Source organism: Candidatus Woesearchaeota archaeon (genome assembly GCA_018303405.1).
Classification (GTDB): Archaea; Nanobdellota; Nanobdellia; order Woesearchaeales; family JABMPP01; genus JAGVYD01.
Genome location: JAGVYD010000014.1, coordinates 114,133 through 138,610, shown reverse-complemented (window position 1 = coordinate 138,610; position 24,478 = coordinate 114,133). Strand labels below are relative to the sequence as shown.

The 24,478-nt window shown below is 46.1% G+C and carries 20 protein-coding genes and 2 tRNA genes; 7 read left to right on the top strand and 15 right to left on the bottom strand.

From position 1 onward, the window contains the following. Positions 1 to 70 precede the first annotated feature (70 nt). Complete coding sequence (locus tag J4227_05800; GenBank protein MBS3110013.1) at positions 71 to 1,162, top strand: hypothetical protein; 1,092 nt, start codon at positions 71 to 73, stop codon at positions 1,160 to 1,162. An 89-nt stretch (positions 1,163 to 1,251) separates the two neighbouring features. Here J4227_05800 and J4227_05795 read toward each other — a convergent pair whose 3' ends face one another. The 3 genes from J4227_05795 to J4227_05785 form a co-directional block, all read right to left on the bottom strand. Then, positions 1,252 to 6,075: a fibronectin type III domain-containing protein gene (locus tag J4227_05795; GenBank protein ID MBS3110012.1), complete on the bottom strand. Its 4,824-nt coding sequence runs from the start codon at positions 6,073 to 6,075 to the stop codon at positions 1,252 to 1,254. Between the two features lie 53 nt (positions 6,076 to 6,128). Beyond that, positions 6,129 to 8,030, bottom strand: coding sequence for a hypothetical protein (locus tag J4227_05790; GenBank protein ID MBS3110011.1), 1,902 nt, complete (start codon positions 8,028 to 8,030; stop codon positions 6,129 to 6,131). A 132-nt stretch (positions 8,031 to 8,162) separates the two neighbouring features. Then, a complete protein-coding gene (locus J4227_05785) occupies positions 8,163 to 8,435 on the bottom strand; it encodes a hypothetical protein (GenBank protein MBS3110010.1) in 273 nt (90 codons plus the stop codon). Positions 8,436 to 8,480: 45 nt separating this feature from the next. Here J4227_05785 and J4227_05780 point away from each other — a divergent pair, with 45 nt between their 5' ends. From J4227_05780 to J4227_05770, 3 genes are read left to right on the top strand one after another with little or no spacing between them, the layout of a single operon-like run. Further along, positions 8,481 to 9,005, top strand: coding sequence for a methyltransferase (locus tag J4227_05780; GenBank protein MBS3110009.1), 525 nt, complete (start codon positions 8,481 to 8,483; stop codon positions 9,003 to 9,005). Further along, entirely contained in the window at positions 9,002 to 9,652 is a 651-nt protein-coding gene (locus J4227_05775) for a hypothetical protein (GenBank protein ID MBS3110008.1), read from the top strand. Before J4227_05780 ends, J4227_05775 begins: the two co-directional genes overlap by 4 nt. Continuing rightward, on the top strand, positions 9,649 to 9,951 hold the full coding sequence (locus J4227_05770) for an MGMT family protein (GenBank protein ID MBS3110007.1): 303 nt from the start codon (positions 9,649 to 9,651) through the stop codon (positions 9,949 to 9,951). Before J4227_05775 ends, J4227_05770 begins: the two co-directional genes overlap by 4 nt. Positions 9,952 to 9,958: 7 nt before the next feature. Here J4227_05770 and J4227_05765 read toward each other — a convergent pair whose 3' ends face one another. Both J4227_05765 and J4227_05760 read right to left on the bottom strand, forming a co-directional pair. Then, positions 9,959 to 10,444 carry a hypothetical protein gene (locus J4227_05765; GenBank protein MBS3110006.1) on the bottom strand — a complete coding sequence of 162 codons (486 nt, stop codon included), beginning with the start codon at positions 10,442 to 10,444 and terminating at the stop codon, positions 9,959 to 9,961. A gap of 58 nt (positions 10,445 to 10,502) precedes the next feature. Beyond that, the gene (locus tag J4227_05760) at positions 10,503 to 11,432 is read right to left on the bottom strand and encodes a transcription initiation factor IIB (GenBank protein MBS3110005.1); all 930 of its coding nucleotides are present in this window, start codon (positions 11,430 to 11,432) and stop codon (positions 10,503 to 10,505) included. Positions 11,433 to 11,578: 146 nt separating this feature from the next. Between J4227_05760 and J4227_05755 the strand changes: the two genes are divergently transcribed. Together J4227_05755 and J4227_05750 are read left to right on the top strand one after the other, a co-directional pair. Then, complete coding sequence (locus J4227_05755; GenBank protein ID MBS3110004.1) at positions 11,579 to 11,782, top strand: Trm112 family protein; 204 nt, start codon at positions 11,579 to 11,581, stop codon at positions 11,780 to 11,782. A gap of 58 nt (positions 11,783 to 11,840) precedes the next feature. Further along, positions 11,841 to 11,987, top strand: a tRNA-Ser gene (locus J4227_05750). A gap of 486 nt (positions 11,988 to 12,473) precedes the next feature. On the opposite strand, the gene J4227_05745 is transcribed toward J4227_05750, so the two are convergent. After that, on the bottom strand, positions 12,474 to 12,842 hold the full coding sequence (locus J4227_05745) for a hypothetical protein (protein MBS3110003.1): 369 nt from the start codon (positions 12,840 to 12,842) through the stop codon (positions 12,474 to 12,476). A gap of 106 nt (positions 12,843 to 12,948) precedes the next feature. Between J4227_05745 and J4227_05740 the strand changes: the two genes are divergently transcribed. Continuing rightward, complete coding sequence (locus tag J4227_05740; GenBank protein MBS3110002.1) at positions 12,949 to 13,254, top strand: hypothetical protein; 306 nt, start codon at positions 12,949 to 12,951, stop codon at positions 13,252 to 13,254. 152 nt (positions 13,255 to 13,406) lie between these two features. Here the strand turns inward: J4227_05740 and J4227_05735 are convergent, their stop codons facing one another. The 9 genes from J4227_05735 to J4227_05695 all read right to left on the bottom strand — a co-directional run bounded on the left by J4227_05735 (position 13,407) and on the right by J4227_05695 (position 24,420). Continuing rightward, the gene (locus J4227_05735; GenBank protein ID MBS3110001.1) at positions 13,407 to 13,766 is read right to left on the bottom strand and encodes a DUF2283 domain-containing protein; all 360 of its coding nucleotides are present in this window, start codon (positions 13,764 to 13,766) and stop codon (positions 13,407 to 13,409) included. Then, a complete protein-coding gene (locus J4227_05730) occupies positions 13,753 to 14,082 on the bottom strand; it encodes a hypothetical protein (protein MBS3110000.1) in 330 nt (109 codons plus the stop codon). Before J4227_05730 ends, J4227_05735 begins: the two co-directional genes overlap by 14 nt. Positions 14,083 to 14,325: 243 nt before the next feature. Continuing rightward, positions 14,326 to 16,125 (bottom strand): glutamine-hydrolyzing GMP synthase, encoded by a 1,800-nt coding sequence (gene guaA / locus J4227_05725; protein ID MBS3109999.1) that lies wholly within the window; start codon positions 16,123 to 16,125, stop codon positions 14,326 to 14,328. A gap of 64 nt (positions 16,126 to 16,189) precedes the next feature. Then, positions 16,190 to 17,683 carry an AMP phosphorylase gene (locus J4227_05720; GenBank protein ID MBS3109998.1) on the bottom strand — a complete coding sequence of 498 codons (1,494 nt, stop codon included), beginning with the start codon at positions 17,681 to 17,683 and terminating at the stop codon, positions 16,190 to 16,192. A 15-nt stretch (positions 17,684 to 17,698) separates the two neighbouring features. Next, positions 17,699 to 18,754 (bottom strand): AI-2E family transporter, encoded by a 1,056-nt coding sequence (locus J4227_05715; GenBank protein MBS3109997.1) that lies wholly within the window; start codon positions 18,752 to 18,754, stop codon positions 17,699 to 17,701. A gap of 66 nt (positions 18,755 to 18,820) precedes the next feature. Next, positions 18,821 to 19,294, bottom strand: coding sequence for a hypothetical protein (locus J4227_05710; protein MBS3109996.1), 474 nt, complete (start codon positions 19,292 to 19,294; stop codon positions 18,821 to 18,823). Between the two features lie 116 nt (positions 19,295 to 19,410). Then, a tRNA-Val gene (locus J4227_05705) sits at positions 19,411 to 19,504 on the bottom strand. Positions 19,505 to 19,573: 69 nt separating this feature from the next. Further along, positions 19,574 to 21,511 carry a cation:proton antiporter gene (locus J4227_05700; GenBank protein ID MBS3109995.1) on the bottom strand — a complete coding sequence of 646 codons (1,938 nt, stop codon included), beginning with the start codon at positions 21,509 to 21,511 and terminating at the stop codon, positions 19,574 to 19,576. A 305-nt stretch (positions 21,512 to 21,816) separates the two neighbouring features. Further along, a complete protein-coding gene (locus tag J4227_05695; protein ID MBS3109994.1) occupies positions 21,817 to 24,420 on the bottom strand; it encodes a calcium-translocating P-type ATPase, SERCA-type in 2,604 nt (867 codons plus the stop codon). Between the last annotated feature and the right edge of the window lie 58 nt (positions 24,421 to 24,478).

The window sequence follows — 24,478 nt, the reverse complement described above, 5'->3', positions numbered from 1 at the left end:
TAAATTTCAGCATATTATGCGATTAATACTATAATGGCACCATTACGCTGTAAAATTTAGGCGGACCAATATGGGATATCAACCACAGGCAGTCAATGCTGGAAAATCTGGAATCGGCGGGAGCATGTATGCGCAGACTATCAGGCCAGGCTATATGGCGCTATCTTCAAATGGGCAAAAGCTGATTTTTCCGAACACATTGTTTGGCAAAATGATGAACTATTCGCCGCCTAATCCCAATAATCCTTTTGGCGCGCATTATAATTCTGGCGCAAATTTCAAACCCAGCCCGGAAACATCTGCCAGGGGCGCACTAACTGAAAATTATGATACCCTTGTTCTTTACGACAGGTCAACTGGCCAGAATGCTGTCATGCGGTCGCTTGCCAATATTGATGCAGATGCAAGGCACAGCAAATCCAAGAGCCTGGACACGGCTTTGGCCAACCTGCAAAAACAGGATATCCCCGGCAAGCACAGGCAAAGCATAAGGGAAAATCTGGTGACCAGCGAGCATCTTGGCAGGATCCTGCTTAAGTATGTCCATTCAGAAGAAAGCAAGGAGCTTTTCAGGTACCTGGCAAAAAGAGGCCATTCTGAAGGCATTGAATACCTGTTTGTCATGGATGAAGACACTGACCTGATTGCAGCCACAAATCCCAAGCAGAAGCCGGACAATGGGTTCATCCTCTACAACAGAAAGGCTGCGCATGAGTACAGGAATTTCCTAAAAAATCAGTATGGGCATTTGGAAGATGAAATTATCACGAATGATTATTTTGCGCATGAAATCAGCCATAGTTTCCTCCACGGCCCGCAAGTTGACAAGCTCCAGGCTGAGATGGATGTTGAAAAGGCACTGACTGTTGTGTACAGCAAAATGGCAAGGGATGCAAGGGATTCAGGGAAATATGGCAAGCAGGCCCAATATGAACGAATGGCAAGCCAGCATATTGACAGGTATATCAGCCAGGCTGTTTCCAAGGCGCTTATGGGTGGCCGACAGGTTAATATTGAAGCGCTGAAGCAGGAGCTTTTCGAGGCTTACCAGGCAGAATACGGGCTGAGCAGCGATAACGGGACAGCAGAAGCGCCATCCGGGGCTGCGGGGCACGGCGAGGCACACAGCCTTGAAGCCATTGTTGCAGAATCAACAGAGTGAGATTTTGGATTTTAAGGCCTGCATCATTTGTAGTCTGCATTATCTGTAAGTTCCAACTTATCGGTTTCCAAACTCCATATCAATCCATATCAGCCTGGCGGAGTTCCCAATATTGAATATGGCGTTCGGGCCGGAGATGGCCTGAGCTTCAAAATCAAGGGGTCAATATTATCCGTAAATGCAATTGTTTTGGCTTTTTCCCCGGCCTGGCCGAGCTGGTCCGTGACCCTGAAAATAATCTCGTGGTCTTCGTTGGCAAAGGCTGGAGCGCTTGCCGAATTTGTAAACTTAAACTGGTAATAAGGCGGAGCCAGCTCATTCAATGTTGGCGCAGACACCAATTCAAAATCGCAGTTTCCTGTTGTGATTGTCGGGGAAAGCCCTATATAGCCATATGCATCATTGTCAGCCGCAGCATACTGGGTCGCGCAGATTTCATTGTTCCTGTTGGATTTTTTCACGAGCGCTATCCTCATTGTCGAGATCTTATTGCAGTCATCAACTATGTTTGCGCCAACCAAAATCCCTTCTGCCGGCACTGACCTTGGCATATAATTGCCAACTGGCTCCAGCACATCAATTGACGGCATCCTTGTGCAGCCAGATTGCGTGTTTTCCCCTCTAAACGTCACTTCAAATTCCTGCGAAGCCGCATCGTACGGAATTTCAGTGTCGCCCTGGCCGTCACTATTTGTGTCCTTATAGACATTCAGCTTGACCTTGTACATCCCCTGCGGGATATTCTGGGTATTTTGGTTTGAAATCCATAACCTTTCTTTCCATTTCTTGGTCCCGCTTTCATCAACCCAAATGTCAACTGCAGTGGGCTCCTGCGCCATGCCTGTTATCTTTGAAATTGTCCTTTCAAAAGTGCACTCACTAAACGCGCTGCTCGCAGGAACATAGTTGAATATCCTCCACATGTCATCTATCAAATTCTTGTCCTGGCTGTTGCGCACTGCCAGCAGCCTGTCAACTTTTCCCTGCTTTATTTCATAGACATATCCTGTGCCATGGTCAATCATCAGTTTCATAGCATTACTCGTGCCAGTAGGCTCGTAATCCTTTGTGGACAATTCGCCACTATCAATCCTCGGCTGCAGCGCAGTTAACAATGTATTCACAGCTATAAGGGCGCCCGCACCCTGGTTAAGGGGTTCGCAATTCTTGATCCCTGTCGCATCCCCTACCTGCACGGCCACGCTTCCTGGGGTTGCTGATGTTGTTGTCAGGTATACCTTGTTTGAATTTATGTTCGGCAGGGGCATTGGGCCGCCAATGAATGCTGACTGGCTTGTCTGCTGCCCCATCCGTGCAATAAACAGGTTGTAGTTTTGTGCTTCTCCTGCTTCATTTGTGGTGGCCGGAATCTTGAATTCATAGGCAGCAGGCGTGGCTGCAGTGCCCGGCGGCGTTATAATCATCCTCAAGAAAAAATCCTCATTGTAATCATTGAAAATCCTTGTTCTCAATCCAATCTTGTTGTCAGGATAGTAGAAAATTCCGTTGTCCGGCGAGATGTCTGTGTACTCATTGTCCCTTGTCTCAGTGCTTGACTTCACAATCTGCAAAATGCCGTTTTCATCTATGGTAATTGGCTCGCATGCAATGCCGCCCGTCAGGGAATATTCACAGCCATATGCAAGGTCGCTCTGCCTGGAGATTACGGAGTCATATGATCTTGTCTCCCATGGCTCGTCAGTAGCAAGCCTGTATTTCAATGTCAGGACAACCTTGTTATACCAATGCCTTGCAGGCGCTGACTGGAATATCACATTTTGGTTGTAAAAGTCATTCTTGTTCAGGCTTCGCGGAACATTTGAAAGCACTGTTTCTTCCCGGGTGGCCGGGCAAAATTCACCGCCCTCATAGCTTCTGTCGCACACAAGCTTTACTTCCATTTCAGTATTGTCGCCGCCAGGGACAACGCCGACATAAATGTTATAATTTATTTTCATCTGGCCGACAAACGGGTCATAGCCAGCCTGCCTTGAGCTGCCCTTTACCATGCCCCATGGCGCCACAGGCGATGCAGCTGCAAATGTTTCAATCGCGCCTTCGAGAATTGAAATGTCCCCCAAAGTCGCGGCAAGGCAGAAATTGTTCACAAGCTTTTCCGATGACAGCCCTTTTGCAGAATCAATCACGCCTCCATACCTGTCTTTCAGGCTTGCCTGCAAATTCCTGGCAGTCTGGACATATCCTCCTGGATTGGTGCCATGGTAATCATCATCTGGCACTTCCTGCTGGTATTCTCCTGTAAATTCCTGGGGCAATATCTTGGTAAACAGGTTCGCGGCCTGGTCGCATGCAAATTGCAGGAACAACCTTTCGCAAAATCCGCCCTTGACTTCGCCAATCTGGGCCTGCTGCAGGCACTGCTTCATGCCGCGCACAACAGTCAAAAGGCTTCGGGTGTAGCCGTATATCCCTGTTATGCAGCCGCACTGCATTGATTTGATTATGTCATCCCTTGGGCTTGTCCAGTCGTCAAACTTTTGGCCGAAGCACCTTGTGTTGTCATAGTACGGCTCATTCTCCTGGTAGCACCTGCCTGCATTGAAATTAGTGAAAAAAGCGTCATCCAGGGTCAATTTTTGATAATCGTCCTGGGAGAAACAATAGCTTGTAAACTCTTTTTCAGTCACCCTTTCCCCGATTACTCCGCTTTTCAACTGCGTGCTTTCTCCACTGCTGGAAAGCATGGCATATTGCCCGGGAGAGCATGGGTAGCTGTTCTTATTTGTCTCCGTAACCTGAACAAACCTGTGCTTGGTGTACCTGTTCTCCGCATCCTTGAGGGTCACGGTTTCCAATGGGCCGGAGCTGGCCCCTCCAGAGTAAACAGCATTCCTATCTGAAATGGACCCGCAATCAGGAGGTATGCTCGGGCACAAAACCCTGTCGCAGACCCAATACATCTGCTCCCTGCTGGGCGATATTATGAATCCTCCAATCAGATTGCTGAAAACTGCAACACCGCAGGCAAGCAATCCAATGCCTGTGAGCTTCACAAGAAGGTCCTGGGCCTTGTCCAGGAATTCCTCGGTTTTTGTCAGGAACTGGATTGAGTCATTAATCAACTGGGGGGAAAGCCATTTTGAAAGGTCATTGGGCTTTTGCACGGCATAGCCGAATTTTTCGTAAATGATTGATGGCGTAACAGCCTGCTCGCCTGTTGGTGAAACAAATGTCTCAACTACCTCCCCCTTGATGCTGATTATCATCTGCTTCTGCACAATTTCCCCGTGGATTTTCAGGTCAGGCAGGCACAGGTCACCAACACAATTGCCATAAAGCTTGTCAAAGAGAGCATCAGAAGTCCCGGCCCAGCGATTGACTTTTATTCCGACCAATGCAAAGAGCCTTCCATTGTCCTTGTCATAATAGCCCCCACCCTTGAGCCTGCTTGGCCTGCCAATCAGGTCATTATTGTCAGTGTTTGGGCCATCCTTTTCAACAACTTTCAGCTCAGCCTTTGCCGGCCGTGGGTCGCCACCAACCCAATCCAAAACCAGGAATGCAGTAGCCTCAACTTCCCCGTTCGCGATGTCCTCGAAATACAGGCTGCTCGGGTAGGTATCAACCCTTGCGATCCTCCATTTGGTGGTCGCCAGCTCAACTGTAGCGTCCTGGTAATCAACATACGAGTTTCCCGCAGCATCAGCCGCGTTAAAATAAATATGGTTTCTGCCTCTGTATAAATTAAGATAAACAGAAAAATCCCCGTGCTCATCAGCTGTTGTGGTTTTTTCCTTGAACCATTCGCCCAATGGGTCCACTGGGTCAATGAATGTCAAATCATTTCTTGCCATCCTATCCGTATATTCCTGCACATTGCTGAGGTTTCTCAGGTTTTGCACATGCACAATGGCGCCAGGCTCTGTTTTTCCCTTGACATTCAGCAAAATGCTGTGCATCAATGGGTGATAATCTGTCTCATGGACAATAGTTGGAATCTTCCTGTCAACTTTTATGGAATACTCCGGGCTCATCCCCACATTTCCCGCCCTGTCCGTGACCCTTAACTGAATCCTGACAGTTTTTTCCTCTCCCTGGCCCACATTTCCAAGCTGGACATTATTGAAAACAAATTGGTTCTCTGTTTCCATTGAATCCTGCACTGAGCCATCAACTAAAATCTCAACAGTGCCCGGCTCTGTAACCGAGCCGCTTAGGCTCATAGTTCCTTCCTTTGAGCCCGCAGGGACATCAGCCAGAAGCGCCGATGGCCTGATGCTGTCAAGCATCACAGTAATGTTTGCCCTGCCTTCCTCTATCCCTTTTCTCGCAACAGCAAGAATGTTGTTTGTCCCGGGGAAAAGGTGCAGGTCGCCGATAAACTGGCCATCTGGCCCCGCGCCAAGGTAAAATGCCTCGGTATTGTCGGTTGCTGTCACAAGAACAGGGCCGGCACCCTGGTCAGGATTTCCATTGATGTAAAACCGCACAACCGCGTCTGATTCCGTCCTGCCATAAATAGTGTAAACTGAATTATTCGTGCTGTTGCCCAACTGGCCACCAAGCTCCATGAAAAGCGTGTCGCTGGATGTTGTGCCTTCAGCCAATGTTGAAAACTGCAGAATGCCGCTGATGTCGCAGTCGCCAGGCCCTGCACAGGATTGAACCTGGTAGCTATAATCAGTGTTGGCAACCAACGAGGAAATATCGACTGAATGGGATGTAACCATGTCCTGGCTGCCAGTGTGCGATGACATTGCTGATGTTATCCCGTAATTTACTGTTGAATTTGCAAGGGCATCAGTCTGCCACTCTATTGTAGCGCCTTGCTCAAGGGCAATTACATCAATATTAAGGATTGTCACTGATGCAACCGGCAGCGTGATAATGAGCCCAATCACTCCATAAATGCACGCCAATCTCAGGACTGCGCTTGCTTCTGTCCGACTCATAGCAATTCCCGCTGAGTCATTCCCTTGTCCGTTTTTTCTGTTGCTTGGCATTTTTATGGGGCAAACTGTGGTGTGTATTCCAATGACTTGTCTTTCACGAGATTGTAAAGCACCGTGAACTCATCATCAGTAGCCGGGTTTGTACCGAGCATCACGGGCCTGAAAATAACTTTGCTGTTCTGGTAAACATTCGAGGCGCCAGGCCCCCAGACTGAAATTGTTGTGCCGGCCACCCAGTTGTCAAATTCATCCAAAACTTTCAGGTCAAGATAATAAACATCATCGCTTATCATCAGGCTGATAGTCGGCGTTTCATCACTTTCCTCATCAGGATAAAATATTGTCTGTTCATGCCCCTTGTCCTGGTTTCGCAGAGTTATGATGTACTTGTAAGTCGGATCCATGCTTCTTGGATAGGCAACGTTGGTGATGGGGTTAACTTCCATTGGGTTCATCCCTATTTCCAATTTTTTCAATGGGATAAGCTCGACATTTTCCTGGTTTCCCTGATGGACTGCCGTAACCCCATTCTCTGTTATGCTGCCGGTCATCACATCTGTAGTCACTCCCCTAACATACCCCTCTTTTTCTCCTATCAGGATTCCGCCCATGCATCCCGGCAGCATAGCGTCAAGGAATGTGCCAACATAGCCGTCATCTGCCATCCTCAATTTTGTCTCGCCAATATCGCATGCAAGGCCAATGCACTGGTGCCTTAGCTTGACGCCTTCAAGCCTGTCCCCGCTGAAAGAATCATACGCAAAAATATCTGTTGCATACCTTTTGTCATTGCAGAATTCCTCATTTACCGACGTTTCAATGAGCGGCGGCTCAGTGACCCTTGCCTCACGGTTGGGCAGGCTGTAAAGCAGCACAACATCTGTCGCAAAGAAGAAAAAGCTTGGCTCCTGGCCCGTATTGTCCGTTATCTGGAAAACCAGGGGGTATACAACGTTGTACTTGTGATTGTAAATCTTGAAGCAGCTGCCAATGACAGGCAATGGCGAAACTGCTGGCTTCACAATCCTGTCCTTGCTTGGTATGACATCCATATTTATGTTCCAATTTGTGTTGAAGACAGGGGCAACAGTCAAGCCATTGTAATTCTCATTGCTTGGCCTTACCATGTAGAGATTGGCATAGTAATCAGGAAAAGGCGATGCTGGCTGCATGCTGTCGGTATTTGCAAAAGTCAGATACCTCAAATTCGCAGAAATCATCATTTTCAGTTGCGGGACAAGGTCGCTGTCTATGTTCCATTCCCTGCTGTCACAGGTTATTTCCATGCCCTCGGTTGGCAGGCCAGAGCTTATCATCCAGAAGGTGATATTCTCCAGGAAGTAATGGTCATTTTCATAATCGAAAATTTCCTTGGCCAGCCTGTATTTCCTGCCAAGGCTGTCATCTATTGTCGCTGTGAATTTTGAAATCTTGCTTATTTCTGTGCTTTGCTTGTTTTTGATTTCCAATGGGTAATCGACATTGATGTTTATCTGCCGTTCAGCAATGGCAACCTCAACTATCGGAGCCGATAAAGGCGTTATGTCATATTGCTGGCCAAAAACCCTGAAATTATCCAGGCAGGCGACTAAATTATCCTGGACGTGCCTTGCAATGCCCTGGCTGATATCTGCCAGCTCAGGCATCCTGTATTCCCCCTGGGAATACCACAGCGGGATTTTCATGCCATATCCGACGGTTTTTTTTGGGTCAGTTGAGATTTCAGCAGGTATTTTGACATACCCTCCCTGGCTGTTTGCAAGAAATACCGCATCCCTTGCAGAATTTCCCAGGCACTGCTCTGCCAGCTCCTTTATCGGAGCCAGCTCCTTTGGCACCACTTCAGGGGGGGTGAACACAGAAGTCTGCGACCTTATGAAGAAAAACAGGCCAACTGAGAACAATATCACTAGGCCTATTATTATAAAGGCTGTAATTTGACCCTTTTTTCCCATAATGGGCTAATGTTTGATTTGAATATATATTATTTTTTCTTTTTTGGGTGATTTTTGGACTTTTTGGCATGAAGGGCGCCAATCCAATCTTAAACTGTCAGAATTTTCCAGCCATGTGGGAGAAAAAGCAAGCTATTTCTTCAATCCCAGAATTTCCTTCATGTGCATGATTTTGGGCCTTTTGCATTCGCTCTTGGGGCCGTGCGCAAAAGAATAAACCTCCTCTCCCCTGAACGGGCACTTGAATTCATCATGCGAGCATAGGTCAACGACTGTAGAAATCATGTATTTGCAGGGTATCCTGTGCGGAAGATAGTTTATGTACTCGTCAAAGTCTTGCTGAATCTTCACGTCAAGCAAAAGCGGATTATCCATAATTATGACAGTGAATATATCTAAGGGCATTATACGCAGGATAAGTTTATATATTTTGCCACAGTAATGAGGGGAATGGTATACTGGCCAAGGGAAGACAGTCTTCTGCTTAAGGAAGTTGTACGGGATTTTGCAAGGGGGCGGGTGCTGGACATGGGCACTGGATCCGGCATACAGGCCATGGAAGCCGGGAGATACTGCGATGAGGTCGTTGCAGCCGACATCGACCCAGAGGCTGTGAAGGAGCTTCTCAAGAAGAACGCAGGCCCAAAAATTAAGGCCATGCAATCTGACCTTTTTTCAAAAGTGCTTGGCAAATTTGACCTGATCATTTTCAATCCGCCTTACTTGCCCAATCATCCGAAAGCAAAGGACATTGCTTTGGACGGAGGAGAAAAAGGATACGAAATTGTTGAAAGGTTTCTTGGGCAAGCCAGGCATTATCTGAAACAGAATGGAAAAATATTGCTGCTGATAAGCACCCTCACCAACCGCAAGCACATTGAAAGGGCGCTGGCAGGGCAAAAGTTCAAGTTTAAAATCATAAAAGAGAAAAAGATGGATTTTGAAAAGCTGTTTGTCTATTTGATAGAGGCATGACCTGCCGGGCCGGGGATGAGCCAATGCCGGGAATAATAAGGAAAGCAAAAAACAGGAGATTATTTGCACGCGGAAAGCGCGGAGTTGTAAGCACGGCAATGCTCGGCCGGGTGAAAATCGCAATAAAGGAAAAGAGGTTTGGCAGCAAAGCTGAAAATGCCATTGGCCGCGAGGCAGAATGGCTCAGGCTGCTCAATGCCCATTCAATTGGCCCAGAATTTGTAGCATATGAAGATGGCCAGCTTGCCTACAAGTTTGTGGAAGGCGAATACATAATTGATTTCCTTGAAACCGCGTCCAAAAAAGACACACTGGCTGTGCTGCGCAATGTCATGCAGCAGTGCAGGACACTTGACAGGCTGGGAATCAACAAGCTCGAGATGACACGGCCGACAAAGCATGTCATAGTATCCAGGAAAAACAGGCGGCTGCAGGCGGTCATGATTGATTTTGAGCGGTGCAGGAGGACAGACAAGCCAAAAAATGTCACCCAGTTTTGCCAATTTTTTACACTCGGGCATGCGACCGACATCTTAAGGGAAAAAAGGATTATAATAAATAAGGATGATATCATTAAATTAGCCCAGGGCTACAAGAAAAATCAATCAGGGCAAAATTTTGCCAGGATAATGGGGCTGTTGGAATGAAATTTGCAGACAAAGTCTACAAGCTTTGCAGGAAAATCCCAAAAGGAAAAGTTTCGACCTACAAGGCAATTGCAAAAGCAATGAAAACCAAAGCATATCGGGCAGTTGGCCAGGCACTGCGATGCAATCCCTATGCCCCTGAAGTTCCATGCCACAGGGTTGTTGCCAGCGACGGGAGCCTTGGCGGATTTGCAGGCAGGATGAATTCCAGGAAGAAAATCATGATGCTGAAAAAAGAAGGGATTCGGGTAAAACAAGGAACGATAGCTGATTTCCAGAAAAAAATGCACAGATTCTGAACCATTCCTAGACTACCTGGGCCAATTCACCGACTTTTTTGTTTTCTTCCCTGGGCAAGGCTGCAGCCTGAAGCAATGCTTTTGCGGCAATCCTATCTGCAGCATAATCAACCAGGGCATACGTCAGCAAATCCTTGGCATAATTGCTGCTGGTGCCGCTTGCGCTGAAATCCCTTATGGCGCGGACTTTTGAAACCTGGCTAAGCAATGCCGCAGCATAAAAATCAGACGGGGCAAGGCTATTCCATGCATCAATTGACTCATAACCAGAAACTTTCCTGTCAATCTCGGCAACCATCTGCCCATAATATCCTTCGACCTGCTTTTCAAGCAATGGGTGCCTGGCAGTAATATTCATGGCAAGGCTTCTTGGATTCGTAAGCGCGCCGCGGTAAGCCTGCTTTACCAAGCCTTCAAGAACTCTGGCTGTTTCCCTGCTGTTGTTTCCTGGCATTGGGTTGTCCACGCAATTGGCCTCTTCGCCTGTCTTCAATTTATGCCGATGAAATAATTTTTGTGAAAAAAATAATAAAAAAATTTCAATGATCTGCCTAGCTCACTCTCCTCCTCTTCCTGACTCTCCTTATCTCCTTGTCAAGGTCGAGCTCTTCGAGAAGCTCCTTGTACCTGTTCCTGATTGTTACCTCTGTAACGCCGGCGACATCAGCAACTTCCCTCTGGGTCCTTTTCTCGCCATGGATCAAGGCGCTCACATAAAGCGCAGCCGCAGCAATCCCTGTCGGCCCTCTCCCTGAAGTCAGCTCAGCCTTTTGCGCGCTTTCAAGGATTTCTATGCTCTTGCTCTGAGTTTCAGCGCTGAGCTTAAGCGCGCTTGAGAACCTTGCAATGTAATCCGACGGGTTGCTCGGCAGGATGTTGATTCCCAGCTCCCTTGTCACAAAGCGGTAAGTCCGGCCGATTTCCTTTTTTTCAATGCCGGATGCCTCTGACAATTCATCAAGCGTCCTTGGAACGTCATGGCGCCTGCAGGCAGCATACAATGCCCCGGCAACGACGCTTTCCATGCTTCGTCCGCGGACAAGCCCCCTTTGCACCGCCATTGTGTAAATCCTTGCAGATTCTTCTTCAACTGATTTTGGCAGTTTCAAATAAGATGAAACCCTCTTCAGCTCAGACAATGCGAGCTTGAGATTCCTTTCAATGGCAGTTGATATCCTGTACTGCCATTTCCTGAGCCTGAAGAACTTGTTCCTATCCTTCCCGGCCAGGGCATAAAGGTCTGTTTTGCGACCAACCTCAGTCCCCAGGCCCTGGTCGTATTGGGTGTAAGTCATTGGTGCGCCGCTGCGCCTCCTGGACTCACCCTGATCAGAATCAAAGTCACGCCATTCCTGGTCAAAGTCGACCATTTTTTCCTCAACAACAAGGCCGCAGTCACGGCAGATGATCTCACCGCGGTCTTTATTCCAGAACAAGTTTATACCGCTGCACTCTGGGCATTTTTTCACGTACGCTTGCATTCAACCAGTCCCCCACCACTCTTTTTTAAAGGATTTATTTACCTGACGAAAACCCACACAAATTTTATATATCAATTCAAGTGCTCATATTTAAACTTTCCTTTTTTTGGAAAGATTTTTATATTTTTCGCCATTGTGCCGTGATAATGGCAGCAAAGAAGAAGGTTGCAGGAAAAGCATCGAAAAAGGATCCGATTCCCGTCGAGCTTTACAGGATTCTAGCCTGCCCAATGTGCAAATCAGATGTTAAGTACAATTCCGGCAGGACAGCCCTGGTCTGCGCTAAATGCAAAAGAAAATACGCAATCAAGAAAGGCATACCTGTAATGATGCCGACAGGCCAGAAATAGCGGGAACTCAAGAAGTCATTAAATTTATAAAATGATTGCATCAACTTCATACTGGATTGCCGTGGTGGCACAACCTGGTACTGCGCAAATCATATTCTCATGAGCACGGGTATATTGAGCGTAAGCCTGGAAACACTGTTTTCACGGACAGTACCATTAAGCTTGTTTCCGAAAGGATTTCCCAGTTCAAATCTGGGCCACGGCGTCCTTCTTCAGTTTAAACGCCGGATAGCCAAAAATGGCCGTTCGGCTTAAATACACTCATAGCCACTGTTTCTTTGGAGGGCTAAAATGAAGAAGGAAATAGACATACATATCTACCCAAAAGGCTGGCAGGGGCAATAGCACAGGTCAGGAAAGCTGATATTCCAGAAAGAAACAGGCAGTTAATCCCGGATTTCCGTGATTTTTGCAGTGTTGAAGGCATTGGCACCCCCTGGACAGAAGCAGTCTTAAGCTTGAAAGTCTCGCCTAATGTCACCAAACCCAGCCAGGTGTCGTCCTAGAAGCAAAATAAAGACATGTTTCTGTAATTGATTTTGACTGTTCCGCCTCTACTTCGAGGCTGCCAAATTAGTTAAGTTAATTCTGTTATATCTCTTTTACAGCAACAGTTCAGAACAAAGAAGACTGATTAGTTTCAAAATGTTCTGGATGGGGCAGGCTAGTGAAGGAAGTGCAGGATGTGAAGCTAAAAATGCCTTGCAGAAACAGGAATTGCGCCAATTGATGGCGAACCATGCTGATTTTGTTCTTCAACATTGTTTTCTCTTCTGACAACTGAATCTACAACTGTCCAATAATAATCTGTAAATTTATTCACAACAGGGTTCTTAAGATTCAATCTGAACATCTTTGCTTTTCCAACAGTTCTTGTCTGGACTACTATATTTTTCAGTCTGAGCTCTTTCCAAATTTCTTTTAGTGTAGTGTAGCCAACTTTTGAAAATCTTGCAATATCTTTCATAGAATAGTCATATTCTGAATGGACTATTAAAAAGCTCCATATCCTGTTTTTGGGCGTGTTGCCCTCTTCCTTTAAAAATACAGATTTTTCCATAATGAATGCAATAAACACTTGCTTCTATTTAAAGGTTTCTAATTAGGCTCATAAGGGACTAAATTTAGACCACATGTTTATATATTCCATAATTGCTATTGTATCCATGCCTAAGGTAAAAAGAAGCGAATATATAAGGATAAGCAGGACAATAGTTAAGAAACTTTTTGACCAAAACTGTTTTGGCAAGGGCTCTGTTTATATCCATGTCCTGAAATCTGGGATATCAAAAGAGGATTTGGACAAGGTTGAAACTGTTCTTGAGGCATTAGTAAAACAAAAAATCTGCCATAAAAAGAAGAAAGAGCATGGCTGGAAGTATTATCTTAATATGGACAGATATGACAAAATCAAGGAGATAGTCAGGGAAAAAGGCAACCGTTCAATAGTACCAATTCTCTTAATGTTGTAATCATTAGTGCCTCCACTTTATCGAGGCTGCCAAATTAGTTAAACTAAGTTAATTCTGTTATATTTCTCTTACAGCAGCAGTTCAGAACAAAGAAGACTGTTTAGTTTCAAGATGTTCTGGATGAGGTAAATGGTGAAGGAAGTGCAGAATTATCAGGCATATGCTAATGCAGGACTGCTTTCTATTATATGCGGCATTGTAATTATCGGTGCAATTTCTTTTTTATTGGCTATAAGCAAAAATTGAATTATCAATAAGTTTCCCCTTACCTTAGTATCAATCTTACAACTTGTCAAGTTATTTAGAATATTCCTTATTTCACTAGCACTCCCTTTTACCAAATCACAAAGGAATTTCGAAGCATCCATAACCTGCATGCCAACAAACTCTTTTTTAGTGTTAAAGTCCAGTATTATGTTGCCTAATTCAATGCTTCCCTTGGAACTTGCTTTAGGCTTGAATAAGAACAAGTCATCATTCTCTTTGTCATAACTAAAGTTAAAATTTGGCATTTTTCTCAGCTATATGCTGCCACCTCCTGTTTATTTTAATGGCTGTGCATACAATGCATTTGCCATTGATGACAATTGCATATCTGTGGCACTGCGTTTTGCTATAACCAAAGTAGCAGTCGTATTTTTCTTCTCCCTCTTTTTGCGCTGTCTGCTTTATAGCATAGAACAATCTTTTAGGGTTTATAATATTTTCCTTTATTTCATCAATGTTGATACTCCTAAAGATAGCCTGTTCGTAGGCATGTTCTGTTATGATAATATCCTCTTTCTTATACTTTTTGAGCTTCTCTGTAACAATGTGTTTATAGTTCATATAATAGGATGCATCAAAGTTGCTTTATATAGCTTTCTTAGATTGTTTCCACCTCTCTCCCGAGGCTGCCAAATTAGTTAAAAAACAATCTTTTCTGTTATATTTCTAATAAAGAGACAGTTCAGAACAGAGAAATTGATAAAAACAGAAAGGTTAAAATGTATAGTAAGATAAATCTTACCGAGGTGATAGACATGGGCATTAACGTTGCAACAACCAGGATGAGTTCAAAGTACCAGATTTTCATTCCCACTCAATTGTCCCTGGCGGCTTGTTCGTGACATCGTAGAAAACTGCATCAATCCCTTTGATTGCCAGGAGTTCTTTGCTTATGCTTTTCAAGACATCCTCAGGCAAATGCGCCCAGTTGGCCGTCATTGCCTCTTTCGATTCAACAGGCCTCAATATTATGCTTTCCCCGCCGGAAAATGAAAGGGGCGCCAGAACCACCGGGAATTGCCAGATTCTTGTGTACATCTTCCTGTCAAGATGGCTGTTAACAACATCATCAGCTTTTCTCAACAAGTCCAGCCTTTCCTTTGTCAGGAAGGAATTCTGCAAAACACTTGCATTATTCAGGCTGCCTTTGGCGCCAACTGACAAAATAACCCGATTTATCTCCTTGATTTTGTTTGTCAATTCTGTTGACATTTTTTCGAGTTGCCGATAATCATTTATTTTGCTCACGATCAACGGATGCCTGTATGTCCTCGCATCGCCCTGTACACCGACGCTCTTGACCGGCATTACTTTTGCTGTTGCACCGTATTTTGCGCAGATCAGCCCCGCCCTGCGGTCTATGTCATCTTCATTTTCAAGCAATTCAGGCCTGCCGACGCAAAGGCATCGCACAGCAAGGCCGGGCCCGGGGAATGGGTGGCGCCAGACAAGGTGCTTTGGAAGGCCGAGCCGTTCTCCCAATTCCCTCACCTCATCTTTGTATAATTCCTTGATTGGCTCTGTTACCAGCCCTTTTTTTATCATGTCCTGGACAAGGTCGACCCTGTTGTGATGGGTTTTAATGAGGTCAGCATGCCTTGTCCCTTTTGTTTCAATAGTGTCAGGATAAATTGTGCCCTGGCCAAGCATCCACTTTTTAGTGTCAAGCTTCAGCTTTGCAACTTCCTGCTGCTGCACCCTGATAAATGTCTCGCCGATTATTTTTCTCTTCTTTTCCGGGTCTGCGACACCTTTGACAGCATTCAGGAAATCCTTTGAAGAATCAACGGCATGGAAATTGTTCCAGCCAAGCTTCCTGAATGCCTTTTCAACATTCTTGCTTTCGTCTGTCCTGACAAAGCCATTGTCAATGTGCAGGCCATAGACACGCTTTGTGCCCAAAGCTTTGTTGAGCAGCGCGAAGCATACAGTGGAGTCCACCCCTCCGCTTATGAGCAGGAGAACGTTGCGGTTGCCAACCTCTTTTTGTATCTCTTTAACCTTATTTTCGATAAAATTTTTCATGCTCCATGATTTCCTGGCTTTGCAAATATTTACTACAAAGTTTGAAAGTATTTTCATGCCGTGCCTTGTGTGCGTCACTTCCGGATGGAATTGCACGCCGTAATAGTTCCTGGAACTGTCAGCCATTGCAGCGATTGGGCAGTCAGATGTAGAGCCTGTCACCGAAAAACCCGGCGGAGCATTTGCAACAGAGTCACCATGGCTCATCCAGATGGTTTCCTGCGCGGAAAGGCCGGCAAACAATCCGGCTTTTTTCCTGACGTCAAGCGAGGCCAGGCCGTATTCCTTTGTTTTTCCGGGCAAGACCTTACCACCCATATAATGAGCCATTATCTGGTGCCCGTAACACAACCCAAGGATGGGAATTTTCAGGGTGAAAAGTCTGGGGTCGCATTGCGGCGAGCCTTTTTCATAAACTGAATCCGGGCCGCCTGAAATGATGATGCCTTTTGCCTTTTTAAGGATTGAAACAGGTGTGTCGCTTGGCAAAATCTCTGAGTAAACACCAAGCTGCCTGACCCTGCGCGCAAGCAGGTGGGCATATTGACCTCCCATGTCAAGAATTATTATTTTATCCATAACTCTGAAAAGGCGGCGCAAGTTTAAAAAACTATGGGATTGTCGCGGCGCGGAATGCAGGAAATTATTTAATCTCAAATCCAACATTTAATCTCGTTTGTTCCCTGGCGAAATCCAGCCTTTGCCTGCTGTTGGAATAAATGGTGAACAAAATCTCGCCTTTTTTGACAAGGTCATTTTTGTGAAGGTATAGGTAAACACCCGCGGTGCTGTCCCTGGGCGCCCCGGCTGCCCTTGCAATCTTGCTGATATAAGTATTGTCTATATGGGTTATCCTGCCTGATTTGGCCGCAAAAACATCCTGGGCAAACTTGGCTATCGGAAGGTCTTCAGGCCTTTTCACTTTTCCGCCCTGCGCCCTAATGATTTCCTGCATTTTTTTATAGGCCTTTCCGGATTCGAGCAAATCCAGCGCTTTTTCCTTGCCTTGCCCTTTCCTTGCCTTGCCCGCCATTTCCAAAATCAGTCCAGCCATCATTACAGATTTTTTCCTAAGGTCCCGGGGGCCTTTCTCATCATTCCTCAATATCCACATCACATCCCTCGCTTCCAGGGCAGGGCCGAGCCCGTTTCCAATGGGCTGGCTGCCGTCGGTTATTATCACTTTGATGCTGATGCCCACGCTCCTTCCGATCACTTCAAATTGGCGCTTCAAGTCCCTTGCCTTATCCATTGTCTCAATCTTTGCGCCCCTGCCGACGGGTATGTCAACCAGGACATGAGTGGCCGAAACACTGGCTTTTTTTGCGATTATGCTTGCCAGCAGCTGGCTTCGGCTGTCAATGCTCAACGGGTGCTCAACCCTGATTATCCTGTCATCAGCCGGAGCAAGATTGATTGAGCCGCCCCAAACCATGCAGGCGCCAATCTTGTTTACAATCTTTTTCATCCTATCAACATTAAAGGAAACTTTTGTAAGCACTTCCACAGTGTCAGCAGTCCCGGCAGGGCTGGTAATCGACCTGGATGATGTTTTTGGCACGGTCAGGCCAGCTGCAGCCAGAATTGGGACAATTATCATTGTTGTCCTGTTGCCGGCAACACCTCCAACACAGTGCTTGTCAATGACTGGCTTTTTCTTGAGCTTCAACACATCCCCTGTCGCAATCATTGCTTTTGTCAGGTCTATGGTTTCCCTCAAGGTCATGACATTTGTGTGGCATGCAGACACAAAATAAGTCAATTCGATATCATTGAGCTTGTTCTGGGAAATATCGCTGACAATCTGATAAAACTCCTTGTAGGTCAGGGTGCCTCCATTCAATTTCTTCTTGATATACTGCACACTTGCCGGCTTTTCTTCCAGGGCAATGCCCACTTTTTGCCCACCCTTTGCCCCAAGCTTTCTCAGGACTTCCTCATAGCATCCGATGCTGCCAATTGGCACGCTTCTCTTGCTTTCGGCAAGATTGAGGATTGATACTGCTTTCCTGTCCTTGTAAGTCAGCCTTACCCTGTCTCCGTGATGGAAGTCCAGCATCTTCGCATCATCGACATGCATGACTGCCACCAGCGGGCCGCCTGTTTCAACATCCATGTCCTTGATTTTTAGCTTCATATTGCCTTATTCCTTTTACCAGTCCTGGCTTTCGCCATAAATCTCCACAAGTGTGATGAAAACCGTGATAATCAATGGGCCTATGAAGATTCCAATAAATCCAAAGGAAAGCAGCCCTCCAAATGCGCCAATAAGGACAATTGCAGGATGGACTCTTGCCCTGTCCCCTATCAATTTCGCGCGGATAATGTTGTCAATATATGCCAGCGCAAAAATGCCAAAAAGCAATATGCCAACACCCTTGGCCATCAGTATCTTATCGTGGCTGTAAAAGCCATTTAGAAATTGGTACACTGCCACCGGAAGCCAGATAACCGTGGTTGAAATTCCAGGGACAAAAGCGGCCAGGCCAACAAGGAATCCCAATAAAACCGGGGATGACATGTTGAACATTGAGAATCCAATTGTGCCCACCACGCCGACAATCAATGCAGTGAGAATGTGGCCGTAGACAACTCCCCCGACAACATCGGAAACCCTGTTGACAATCTGCTCCTTGTGCTTTTTGTCCATCGGGAGTATGCTGGCGATGGATTTCAAAAAAGACTCGCCGTTGATGAAAAGATAGTACATGACAAAAAATACTATAAACAATTCAACCACTTTGCCTGGAATGGAAAATGCCAAGTTGGAAGTCTGCTCAACGATCTTGTCCATGAGCTTGCTAAACGCCTGGTTGATGTATGGCGTCGGGTTTATCTGCTCGTGGCTTAGGATATCAGCCACTTTGCAAACAAGGTCTGGATTTTGGCACCTGACCTCCAGATTTGCGGGATCGAAGCTTTCCTTAACAGAAGAGTAGGTTATGAGTATCTCATTGCTCAAGGTGCTCACGATTGCCGTTGCAAGGACAACAGTCAGGATAACAATTGCGGATGTTATTAGCAGGGAAGATGCTCTTTCATTCCTGATTTTTTTGTTAACAATCCTGTAGATCGGCGTGAATAAGTAGGCAAGCACCAGCGCCCAGAGAAGCGCATAGAAAATCGGCTTTATGACAAGGAATGACAAGTATACAGACAGCAAAAGCAGTGCAATCAGGATATACTTCTTGGTGTCGTCAGCTGGCATAATTCAATTCCTTTCTTGACAATATATAAATTTTTTGGGAGAACATAGCATAGGCACAGCTGTTTGCTATTGCTGTTTTGCCCTGCTTACCAGGTTTTGGATGTACTGATAAATATTAAATGAGTCAGGAACTTTTTTTAGGACAGCCTGGTCGCCCAGGTGGATGCTGCAAGTCTTTGCCAGGTGGTCCATCGGCCCTCTTTTTGCGTCTATATGGCCTATTGAGCTGTACATAACCCATTTTCCGTTTGCATAGAGCCGGTCGCTGTAAAAGTAAAAGTCAATCCGTATCGCTTTTTTGTATTCCATCAGAAGGGCGAATGCGACAACCAGGAAAGTGCAGACTATTATGCTCAGCTTGAACAATGTTGTCAGCCTGATGTTGAGGAATTTGAGGTTGAGGTAGCCCCCATAATACAACAATCCGCCCAATAAGAGCATAAGAATGAATTTTGGGAGCATTACGCCCATGACGCTCGGCCTCAGGGTATAGATCGGATAAGGCTGCGAATAAGACTGCTGGTTCCCTTGCTGTTCCATGCTTGCCTCTTTTAGGCATGCCACCATGAAGCACGCCTGATGGATCTATTCTTGTTGATTATATAAAATTTTCTTTGGTTGTGATATATCTTGCAGGATATTTAAAGAAATATGAATGGGCCCGCCCAGATTCGAACTGGGGACCTTCTCGATTTTGAGATTAAGTGGAATCACGTCAACGAGACGTCATGACCACTAGACCACGGGCCCGGGTTATTGAATGACAACCTGTCTATTTTGTCGATGCCCATGCTTTAAAAACGTTTCTGAAAAATACTCTCATACTTCTGCCCCTGCCTTCTCTTTTTCCTTCCCTGCAACAGCATCTTCATTTTGCAATGGCTGCTGGGCATCCATGGCTGCCTTTGTCATGTGCAGAGCCTTCTTTTTGGCGGCAACAGAAGCATTGACTTTGCCATGCTCCGGCCTTTTCAACTTGTTCCTGCTCTCAATAATTATGTCAGCAATGTTCTTGACCATTGCATCTATGTCCTGCATGAAATTCTCATGGCCGCCATTGAACTGCTCTTTGAGTATCTGCCTTTTTTTCAGCTGTGCAATATGCTCAAGCTTTTTTGACAAGACCTTGGAAACATCAGTATTAAAGTCTTCCAGGAGGTAGGCCATTTGCTTTTCTCCCTCAATATGGGGGATAACAACATAATCAGCGCCAGCGTTATACAGGGCAAATGACTCGCTGACCTTGTTGGCCGTCATGATCAATACGGATTTCCTGCCAACCTGCCTGAATTTCTGCACAATAATCAGGCTGTCCGCATAAGCCGGCACAGTTGACATGACAACCTCAACTTTTGACAGGTCTATATTTTCCAGCACATCGCTCTGGGCAAGGTCTCCATACATGCAGTTCACTTTCAGGTCCCTTAACTGCCTTATTATTTGCGGGTCATTGTCCACTATCAGCACCTTTTTCCCTTTATTCATGAAGCTTTCCAGGATGCTACCAGACATGTTTTCATAGCCATTAATTATGACCTGGGCTTCCTGCACAGCATCCATGCTTTCCTGCGCAAAGCTCTTTCTCCGCTGGAAAATCCTGTCAATAAAATCCAGGTTGTGCGAATATTTGTGGAACAAATCAAGGCCGTTATTTGACAGGTAGCTGGACAGGCCCATTGTTATGGCAGTGAGGAAAATTACAAGGGACAATATGTCAGGCGTCAGATGCGCCAAAATCACTCCCTGCGCAACAACAATCAGTGAAAACTCACTGACTTGCGCCATTGTCGCCGAGATAAGGAAGGCTGTCTTCCTGTCGTATCCAAAATAATAGACTATCGGGAACATAAGCAATGGCTTAAGGAAAAGAGCCATGCCTACAAGGATTGCCAGCGGGAATATGATGTTTGGGATTGAACCTGGCACAATCTGCATTCCCAGGCCAACAAAAAACAATGCGCTGAAAAAAGTTGTAAGGGGCTTTATCTTGCCGACAATGTTTGTCGAGTAGGGGAGGTTGGCAATAATGACTCCCGCCAGGAATGCCCCTATCGATGCAGAAAGGCCCATTATAGTTGCCAGATAGGAAAAGATAAAGCAGACAGCAAGGCTTGCAAGGAAGAGCAGTTCAGGGGTCTTTGCTGCAAAATCAAATATCTTCCTGAGCATTATCCTGTTTGTGACATAAGCAAGCACAAGCAAGGAGAGGCCGCTCAGCACGCTTTTTCCTACTGACCCAAATGATAAGTCAGTCAGGGATGGGAGCATTGTCACAATCATTATAGCGACAATATCCTGCAGGACAAGTATCCCAATCATGATCCGGCCGTGTATGGTGCTGATTTCCTTGTTGTCTGACAGGTGCTTGATTACAACAAGCGTGCTGCTGAAGGCCAGCACCAGGCCAAGGTAAAAGGATTCTATTGGGCTGAAACCAATAAAAAAGCTCAGGATTCCACCGAAAAATGCAGTCAATGCAACCTGCATCATGCCGCCGAACAGCACAACTTTTCCAACTTCCCTAATGTGGTTTATGTTCAGTTCAATGCCTACAAGAAACAGAAGGAAAGTGATGCCGAGCTCTGAGATGGCGAGTATTGTGTTTTCATTGCCGATATAATTCAGGCCGAATGGCCCGATTATGAATCCTGCAACAATGTAGGCTATTATAATTGGCTGCCTGAACAGGCGGAACAGGAATCCGAATAAAGCCGCGGCTATTATAATTACGGCAATATCACTAATCAGCAGCTGCATCCTACTCGCCTCCTGGCATACCGGGGCAAACAAGATGGCTGCCTCTCTGGGCTTTGTTATTCATGGGTGTGCGAAAGCCTTTTTTTCTCGCGGCTTTCATTCTAACAACTTCCTGCACATACCTCCCCAACGATAGGGTGGTTCTTTGGGTGACGCTATTAAAAAGGAAATTAGTATACAAATATGTATATTATTATAGTATCTAGTATATAAATCTTTCTATTTCATATATGCTTCATATTGGCGAATTGCCTTTTTTCATCATTATTTTCATATATGGCGCGTTAAAGAAAAAGCCAAAACACTCAGAACTCTTCATGGGTCATTTTCCTGATTGTCCTGCTGACAACAAGCCCGAACCCAAAAGCTATGAGCGACACAAATACGATCTCAACCCATTCAATAAAATTCAAGGGCACTGTCTTGAAAATGGAATTCAGCGGCCGGTAATACACAACCAGGACCTGCAGGGCAATGCTGCTCGCAATGGCGAACCAGACAAATTTATTTGAAAAGAACTTGGTGTCATAAACGCTGCGTATCATCAGCACAATCGCCATTTCAACAACAACTGTGGCAGTAAAGGCAACTGTCCTGGCCTCATCCACGCCTAAATCAAGGTTTAGCCAGTAAAGGAACAGGACAACTGCCGCAATAATGATGCTCGTGCCGGCAATGTTGACCAGCACATTCCTTGAGAGTATTTCCTCACTTTTATGGCGCGGCTTCCTAAGCATTATATTCCTGGCCGCGGGGTCAACTCCCAAGGCAAGGGCAGGCAGGCCATCTGTAATCAGATTGAGCCAAAGCAGCTGGATTGCAGCCAATGGAAGGCTGTCAAAAAGAAAACCCGCTATGAATATAATCAATACCTCGCCAATGTTGCAGGCAAGAAGGAAATTGACAAATTTCTTGATATTATCATAAATCCCCCTTCCTTCTTCCACAGCATTGACAATTGAGGCAAAATTATCATCTGTCAGAATCATGTCACTTGCTTCCTTGGCAACATCCGTACCTGTGATGCCCATTGCAACGCCAATGTCAGCTTTTTTTAGCGCGGGCGCATCATTGACCCCATCCCCTCCGACTGCCACAATGAAACCCCTGCGCTTCCAGGCTTCGACAATCCTCATTTTGTGCTCAGGATTGACCCTCGCATAAATAGAAATCTGCTCTACTGCTGAATCAAGATCAATCCTGTCAAGCTCTTTTCCCTCAACGCTTTTTCCAATGATGCCCAGCTCTGCTGCGATTGCCTGGGCTGTAGTCTTATGGTCGCCCGTTATCATGACAACCCTTATACCTGCTGTTTTGCACCGGGCAATTGCCTCCTTGACTTCCTCCCTCGGCGGGTCAATCATTGCCTGCAGTCCAACAAAAATCAGCCTGTTTTCGTCCTTTTCAGTTATCTTGGCCTTGCCTGGCAGTTCCTTGTACGCAAATCCAAGGACCCTCAGCGCATTTTTGGCGAATTCCTCATTCTCCGCCAGGACCTGCTTTTTGGCCCTGCTGTCAAATCTCTTTATTTTACCGTCAATAATAATCCTGTCGCAAATGTCTGCCATTATGTCCGGCGCGCCCTTGACAAACATGAATCTCTTCCTGCCGGCCATATTGACAGTGCTCATCATCTTTCTTCCGGAATCAAAGGGAATTGCCTCAATCCTGGGCATTGAAGCCAGAAGGGCTTCGTGCTTCAGGCCGGCCTTCGCTGCGCTTATTATCAAGGCGCCCTCAGTGGGGTCGCCCATCACTTCCTCCCCATTCAATGTCGCGTCATTGCAAACAGCGCCAATTCTCAGGAGCAGCTCGAAATCCCTGGGATTCTGTGAAAACTGCCCCTTGGCAGAGTAGCCTTCGCCGCTGACATCCACAACTTTTCCATTGACAAAAAGCTTTCTCACTGTCATCTGGTTATGGGTGAGCGTGCCTGTTTTGTCCGTGCATATCACCATTGTGGAGCCCAATGTTTCGACGCTTGGCAGCTTTCTGATAAGGGAATGCCGCTTTATCATGCGCTGCACTCCCAATGCAAGGGAGATTGTCACTACTGCGGGCAGGCCCTCTGGGATGGCCGCCACGGCAAGGCTTATCGATGTCAGAAGCATTTCTGCAAAGTCTTTCCCCCTCAGAATTCCTGTTATAAACACAATTATCGTGATGGCAATCGTGGCAATGCCAAGCCATTTGCCAAGGTTTTTGAGCTTGACCTGGAGGGGGGTCAGCTCTTCCTGGCTTTCTTCAAGCAATTTGGCAATCTTGCCAATCTGGGTATGCATTCCAGTTGCAACAACCACTGCTTTTCCGGTCCCCCTGACTATGACTGTGCCAGAGAACACCATGTTGTGCTGGTCTGCAATTTCACAGTCCTTGTCAATGGCATCCGTCACTTTATGGACATTTGTGGATTCCCCGGTAAGGCTCGCTTCCTGGGATTCCAGCCTTTCAACAAAGAAAACCCTTGCGTCAGCAGGCACCTTGTCCCCTTCCCTGAGAATAATGACATCACCGGGCACAAGTTCCTTTGCATCAACTGACACTTCCTTCCCATCCCTCAATACCTTTGCCTTAAGGCTCGCCAATTTTTTCAGGGCCTCAAGGGATTTTTCAGCCTTGAATTCCTGTATAAACCCGAGGATGCCATTGAGGAGAATTATGACAAGTATGACTCCCGCGTCTATATACTCCTCGACAATGACCGAGACAATAGTGGCGCCAAAAAGAATCCAGACAATAAAGCTGGTGAACTGGCTCAGGAATATTTTCCAGGGGCTTAATTTTTTTTCCTCATCCAGCGCGTTATACCCGAATTTTTGAATCCTGGCCTTTGCTTCCTGCGATGCAAGGCCGGATGCGCCTGAACCGAGCTCTGTGAATGCCTCCTCTGCCTTCCTGCGATAATACATCTATGCACCTCTTTTTATTTCTCGTTGTCCAGCCATGCGCCTGCTTATGAATCCAAAT

Bases quoted from the DNA above. Each gene is read 5' to 3' on its own strand.
- J4227_05800 (MBS3110013.1), top strand. From the start codon at position 71: ATGGGATATCAACCACAGGCAGTCAATGCTGGAAAATCTGGAATCGGC.
- J4227_05795 (MBS3110012.1), bottom strand. From the start codon at position 6,075: ATGAGTCGGACAGAAGCAAGCGCAGTCCTGAGATTGGCGTGCATTTAT.
- J4227_05790 (MBS3110011.1), bottom strand. From the start codon at position 8,030: ATGGGAAAAAAGGGTCAAATTACAGCCTTTATAATAATAGGCCTAGTG.
- J4227_05785 (MBS3110010.1), bottom strand. From the start codon at position 8,435: ATGCCCTTAGATATATTCACTGTCATAATTATGGATAATCCGCTTTTG.
- J4227_05780 (MBS3110009.1), top strand. From the start codon at position 8,481: ATGGTATACTGGCCAAGGGAAGACAGTCTTCTGCTTAAGGAAGTTGTA.
- J4227_05775 (MBS3110008.1), top strand. From the start codon at position 9,002: ATGACCTGCCGGGCCGGGGATGAGCCAATGCCGGGAATAATAAGGAAA.
- J4227_05770 (MBS3110007.1), top strand. From the start codon at position 9,649: ATGAAATTTGCAGACAAAGTCTACAAGCTTTGCAGGAAAATCCCAAAA.
- J4227_05760 (MBS3110005.1), bottom strand. From the start codon at position 11,432: ATGCAAGCGTACGTGAAAAAATGCCCAGAGTGCAGCGGTATAAACTTG.
- J4227_05755 (MBS3110004.1), top strand. From the start codon at position 11,579: ATGGCAGCAAAGAAGAAGGTTGCAGGAAAAGCATCGAAAAAGGATCCG.
- J4227_05745 (MBS3110003.1), bottom strand. From the start codon at position 12,842: ATGGAAAAATCTGTATTTTTAAAGGAAGAGGGCAACACGCCCAAAAAC.
- J4227_05740 (MBS3110002.1), top strand. From the start codon at position 12,949: ATGCCTAAGGTAAAAAGAAGCGAATATATAAGGATAAGCAGGACAATA.
- J4227_05735 (MBS3110001.1), bottom strand. From the start codon at position 13,766: ATGCCAAATTTTAACTTTAGTTATGACAAAGAGAATGATGACTTGTTC.
- J4227_05730 (MBS3110000.1), bottom strand. From the start codon at position 14,082: ATGAACTATAAACACATTGTTACAGAGAAGCTCAAAAAGTATAAGAAA.
- guaA (MBS3109999.1), bottom strand. From the start codon at position 16,125: ATGGATAAAATAATAATTCTTGACATGGGAGGTCAATATGCCCACCTG.
- J4227_05720 (MBS3109998.1), bottom strand. From the start codon at position 17,683: ATGAAGCTAAAAATCAAGGACATGGATGTTGAAACAGGCGGCCCGCTG.
- J4227_05715 (MBS3109997.1), bottom strand. From the start codon at position 18,754: ATGCCAGCTGACGACACCAAGAAGTATATCCTGATTGCACTGCTTTTG.
- J4227_05710 (MBS3109996.1), bottom strand. From the start codon at position 19,294: ATGGAACAGCAAGGGAACCAGCAGTCTTATTCGCAGCCTTATCCGATC.
- J4227_05700 (MBS3109995.1), bottom strand. From the start codon at position 21,511: ATGCAGCTGCTGATTAGTGATATTGCCGTAATTATAATAGCCGCGGCT.
- J4227_05695 (MBS3109994.1), bottom strand. From the start codon at position 24,420: ATGTATTATCGCAGGAAGGCAGAGGAGGCATTCACAGAGCTCGGTTCA.